The following is a 4,032-nucleotide window of genomic DNA, read 5'->3' as shown; positions in this document are numbered from 1 at the left end:
TCTGATAGCAAGCGATCAGGTCAAAAGTCTGCTACCATCCTGACAAGTGGGGGGCCGTCCACATCTGCAACCTCTATTCGATCACCACCAACCAAGCCGCGATAGCCGACCTCTTCCGGGTCGTCCGCCGCTATGAAGGCAATTTGGCGCCAATGCCGGGTGTGTTTCCGGATTACCCCGCGCCAATCATTCGCGATGCGGGCGGCGAGCGAGAGATGGTGCTGATGCGCTGGGGCATGCCGCCCCCTCCGCGTACCGGCGGCCCGCCCGTCACGAACATTCGCAACACCTCGTCGCCGCACTGGCGCGCGTGGCTCAAGCCGGAGCACCGCTGCCTCGTGCCAGTCAACAGCTTTGCCGAATACGCGCCGGAGCCCAACCCGGAGACCAAGAAGAAAGACATCGTGTGGTTTGCGCTCGCGGACGCCCGGCCGCTGTTCGCGTTCGCCGGGATCTGGACGACTTTCAATGGCGATCGCGGCACCAAGTCGAAGCCCATTCCGGGGCCGCATCAGGTGTACGGTTTTCTCACCACGACGCCGAATGCGGTCGTGGAGCCAATCCATCCGAAGGCAATGCCGGTGCTGCTGACGACAGCGAAAGAGCGAGACGTTTGGCTAAGGGCGCCGTGGGAAGAAGCCAAGGCGCTTCAACGGCCGCTACCAGACGAATGCTTGAAGATCGTCGCGCGCGGCATCGAGAAGGAAGACGCATTCGCCGCCGCTACAGCTGATTCCTAATAGGGGAGCCGGCTCCCTACGCCCTATTAGACATGCGCTTCTGTCCAAAAGTGCACATTGCTCACAAGCAATCAAGATGAGTAACGCGCTCAAGTGGCTGAATTTACTCGCGCAATTAAATCCGCCAACATATCATATGATGTTTCCTCTCGCCGCCAGAAGCGCGAGGATTGATCCATCACCGCAAGGCAGTTGCCATCGACCGGGTGATGAGACCGCCGAAATTGCTCCCGCCCCACGCGAACGAGGGAGACGTGCATGCAGAAGCGACGACGATTCAAGCAGACCACGACACTCGACGAACGGCTCGCCGCGGAGGCCGCGCGGCTGCGCGAGGAGGCGCGCACGCTCGCGCCGGGGCGCCGCCGCGAGATGCTGCTGCGCCAGGCGCGGCAGGACGAGACCGCCATGCATATTGCCGCCTGGCTGCAATCGCCAGGGCTGAGGCCACCGACATGACCCAGCAATATCGCGCTTACCTGGTCGGCGACAACGGCGTGTTCCGATCGGCCGAAGCGTTCGAGGCCGCGTCGGATGCGAACGCCCTCACCTTCGCGCAGCAGTTCACGCAGCACGGCAAGGTCGAGGTCTGGCAGCTCGGCCGCAAGATCGCCGTACTCGAGCCCGAGCAATCCCCGCCGGGCGTTCTCACGCGTCAATGATCGCGTGATGCCGCAGGCGTCCTGAAGGTCTCGATGGCGAACGAGAACTTGACCTGCATCACGGGACCCTTGGCATCGCGAACGTCGATCGCCATCGTCTGCCTGCCGCCCGCGGCAGGCGCGGAGAGGATAGCATCGCGCGCCATGTCCGCGACCGACTTGGCGGCTTCCGCCTGAACGGCGCGCCAGCTGGCCAGCTCCAAGCCTTCCTCGTCGAGCGCTACACCGGTGTCGTCGCGCAGATCGAAATAATATCGGGGCATTGCAGCATCCTTTGCCCTAATAGGTCCGAAGCGGACAAAGGTTTCCGGAAGTCGCGAAAAAATCTATGGGAGATCAATGGGTTCCGGGAACTTCGCGGTTCCTACCGCGTTCGTGCCTCTTCAGGAAGCCGAAAGCGACAGGGCGAAACGACATTCGGCCCCCTCACTCCTCCGCAAGCTTCCCGACGATGTAGGCATCCACCGTTTCCGCGAACGAGCGCTGCACGCCGACCGCAGTGCCATGCTGGTCGAGCGCGTCGCGCTGGAGCACGCGCAGGCTACGGCCGCGCATGCACACCGGCGCGGTGTTCAGATATTGATCGATGGCGCCTGTCGCGAGCGGGATGGCCTTCGGGTCGCCCCTTGCGATCAGAAGCCGCAAGAGGCTCTGGCATTCGGCCAAGCCTGGTATGGGACCAGCGCCTCACGCCTGCCGTGATTTCGCCGGCCGCTTGACCGGCTGGGTGTGGGTGCCGAACAGCGCCAGCAAAAACGCGACTTCTTCCTTCGAGCCAACCTGGATCATGATGATCTCCTTTTCGCTAGGTTGGTCGGACGCAGCCGGCGGGGCGTTCGAGACAATCAGGCTTCAGAACTGTTTCAGGCGTGTTTCATCGGGGCGCGCGATGTCCACGCTCGCCTGAAATAGGAACAGCTTTTGGGATCAAAAAGTTATTCGCGCGTCGGTCCGGATGCACGACCGGCGCCCCCCCACGGCCTCAGCTCGCCCCCCGGGCTGGGGCCGTTTCTTTTCGACGGCCTAGTTTTGATCTTGCCTGGGCTTCTCCCAAGACAGCTTGTTGCAGCCGGAACACCGGAAGATGGCCATCGCGCCGTCCGGTGAACTCACCGCGTCGATGAATGTCATGGGTTTGTTGCACGCAGCACAAATCGGCCGCTGCCTGGTGTCTTGATCCGCCATGCGCGCAAACGCGGGAACGGCGGAAGAGGTTTCTATCGTTCTGGAGGTTGAGGGTGCCAGATCTTCGGAACTTGCTGCTGAAGCAGTGAGATCGATGCCGCGATCTGCTCCCGCGAACGGCGCAGCAATTGTCGTGTCGTTTGGCTTGCATCGAGCTGGTGCATTTTCTGCCGGTCGAGATCCGTCTCGAAGTCCTCGCGGGTGAGCATGACAAGCTCCCGTGTTGCTGCCCATTCGCAGAGTACGTCGAGAGACGATTGAGGACCGTTCACAAGTGAACACAGGGCGGGATGCCCGCCTTCGACCCAGGGTCCGCGCTTCTGCGTGACGAGGCGCAGCGCGATGCCGTGCTGCCAGGCGCGCACCCTCACTGCCGCTTCGCTGCGACCAAGCTCGCCGGCGATCTCGTCCGGCCGCGAGCCCGCTTCGGCCAACGCCTTCAGCCGCTCGTGCTCTTCCGCTGTCCACTTCTTCAACAACGGGTAGCGTGATTGCATGATTAGTAGCTGTCTCGCCTGCGTGGTCGATGCAGGCGACAAGCGGGCGAAACCCGCGAAGTTCCTATCCGAGATTGCTATGAGATCTCCGACGGGGCGTCCCGCAGATGGGCCGACGACGGCGCGCGCTCAAATCCAGACGTCCTCGCGGCACGAATCGCACCGATAGATCAGGATCGAGCAATCGCGCCTCACGTCGAAGATCGAGGTCAGGCAGCGCGTGCCCCTCTCGCATTTGGGGCACGCCGGCCCCGGCTTGTAATGCTGATCCGGCCTCGTTGCCGGGCCTGCTTGCTGTTCGCTGCTCATCTCATCCCTCGTTGGAGGACTGAGTTCCTAAGTAGCAAAGTGGACATTCGTTCCAAATCGCACGGGCAGCGCTTCTGATGGAAGCGACGGCCTAGACGCCCCATGATCGCGCCCGCCGATCATCGGCTTCGTCGTGAACCATCAAGCGGGTTTGCCCTGAACGATCAAACCGGCTTGCTGTTGGCGCCCCCCCCCGCAGTTCGTCCAGGCTCTCGACGGTGCAGATGCGCGCGGCGCGGCGGGCCAGTTCGTCGTAATTTTGCGCCACCTTGCGCAGCACGTCCCGCGTCTCGGGGTACTCGCAATTGTCCGCCTTGGTGCGAAATTCTTCCGCCCGCATCCGCCAGTAGCGCGGAGGGTGCATCCGCTCGGTGCCCATGGGCCACTCCCCTCGATTGGTCCGACTGTTCGTGTTCGTTAATGGAGAGCGCGTCCAACAGTTCCCGCGCAGATGTTCTGGCCCCGATCGCACGTTCAGATTGCGGCCCGCTGGGACGGCATCTCCCGGGATTGGTCGACTTTAGTTCAAATGCAGCAGGGCGGGTTCGCCAGGATGCAATTGGTTCGCGCCATGCTGGACAATGTCCCTTGCGACCAACGCAATCGGGCAAGGGCCGGAGAGATCATCGATGTATTACG

7 protein-coding genes are annotated in these 4,032 nt (G+C 62.5%); 3 read left to right on the top strand and 4 right to left on the bottom strand.

Annotated elements, in window-relative coordinates:
• Window positions 1-62 precede the first annotated feature (62 nt).
• The 3 genes from IVB13_RS08720 to IVB13_RS08710 all read left to right on the top strand — a co-directional run bounded on the left by IVB13_RS08720 (window position 63) and on the right by IVB13_RS08710 (window position 1,402).
• A complete protein-coding gene (locus IVB13_RS08720) occupies window positions 63-740 on the top strand; it encodes an SOS response-associated peptidase (RefSeq protein WP_018454857.1) in 678 nt (225 codons plus the stop codon).
• Window positions 741-998: 258 nt separating this feature from the next.
• Entirely contained in the window at window positions 999-1,199 is a 201-nt protein-coding gene (locus tag IVB13_RS08715) for a hypothetical protein (RefSeq protein WP_018454858.1), read from the top strand.
• A complete protein-coding gene (locus IVB13_RS08710) occupies window positions 1,196-1,402 on the top strand; it encodes a hypothetical protein (RefSeq protein ID WP_018454859.1) in 207 nt (68 codons plus the stop codon). The genes IVB13_RS08715 and IVB13_RS08710 overlap by 4 nt, the downstream gene beginning before the upstream one ends.
• On the opposite strand, the gene IVB13_RS08705 is transcribed toward IVB13_RS08710, so the two are convergent.
• The 4 genes from IVB13_RS08705 to IVB13_RS08690 all read right to left on the bottom strand — a co-directional run bounded on the left by IVB13_RS08705 (window position 1,396) and on the right by IVB13_RS08690 (window position 3,772).
• Window positions 1,396-1,665: a hypothetical protein gene (locus IVB13_RS08705; RefSeq protein WP_247335274.1), complete on the bottom strand. Its 270-nt coding sequence runs from the start codon at window positions 1,663-1,665 to the stop codon at window positions 1,396-1,398. The genes IVB13_RS08710 and IVB13_RS08705 overlap by 7 nt on opposite strands.
• Before the next feature lie 163 nt (window positions 1,666-1,828).
• Window positions 1,829-2,077 carry a hypothetical protein gene (locus tag IVB13_RS08700; protein ID WP_007601530.1) on the bottom strand — a complete coding sequence of 83 codons (249 nt, stop codon included), beginning with the start codon at window positions 2,075-2,077 and terminating at the stop codon, window positions 1,829-1,831.
• A gap of 542 nt (window positions 2,078-2,619) precedes the next feature.
• The gene (locus IVB13_RS08695; protein ID WP_247488391.1) at window positions 2,620-3,126 is read right to left on the bottom strand and encodes an SANT/Myb-like DNA-binding domain-containing protein; all 507 of its coding nucleotides are present in this window, start codon (window positions 3,124-3,126) and stop codon (window positions 2,620-2,622) included.
• A 358-nt stretch (window positions 3,127-3,484) separates the two neighbouring features.
• Entirely contained in the window at window positions 3,485-3,772 is a 288-nt protein-coding gene (locus IVB13_RS08690) for a hypothetical protein (RefSeq protein WP_247483223.1), read from the bottom strand.
• Between the last annotated feature and the right edge of the window lie 260 nt (window positions 3,773-4,032).

The sequence above is a fragment of the Bradyrhizobium sp. 17 genome (assembly GCF_023073515.1).
GTDB lineage: Bacteria > Pseudomonadota > Alphaproteobacteria > Rhizobiales > Xanthobacteraceae > Bradyrhizobium > Bradyrhizobium canariense_D.
Note: the sequence above shows the minus strand (reverse complement) of the source record. Positions and strands in the feature narration are given on the sequence as shown.

What these genes read in the sequence shown, in the direction of transcription:
- IVB13_RS08715 (WP_018454858.1), top strand. Translation starts at nt 999, where the DNA reads ATGCAGAAGCGACGACGATTCAAGCAGACCACGACACTCGACGAACGG.
- IVB13_RS08710 (WP_018454859.1), top strand. Translation starts at nt 1,196, where the DNA reads ATGACCCAGCAATATCGCGCTTACCTGGTCGGCGACAACGGCGTGTTC.
- IVB13_RS08705 (WP_247335274.1), bottom strand. Translation starts at nt 1,665, where the DNA reads ATGCCCCGATATTATTTCGATCTGCGCGACGACACCGGTGTAGCGCTC.
- IVB13_RS08690 (WP_247483223.1), bottom strand. Translation starts at nt 3,772, where the DNA reads ATGGGCACCGAGCGGATGCACCCTCCGCGCTACTGGCGGATGCGGGCG.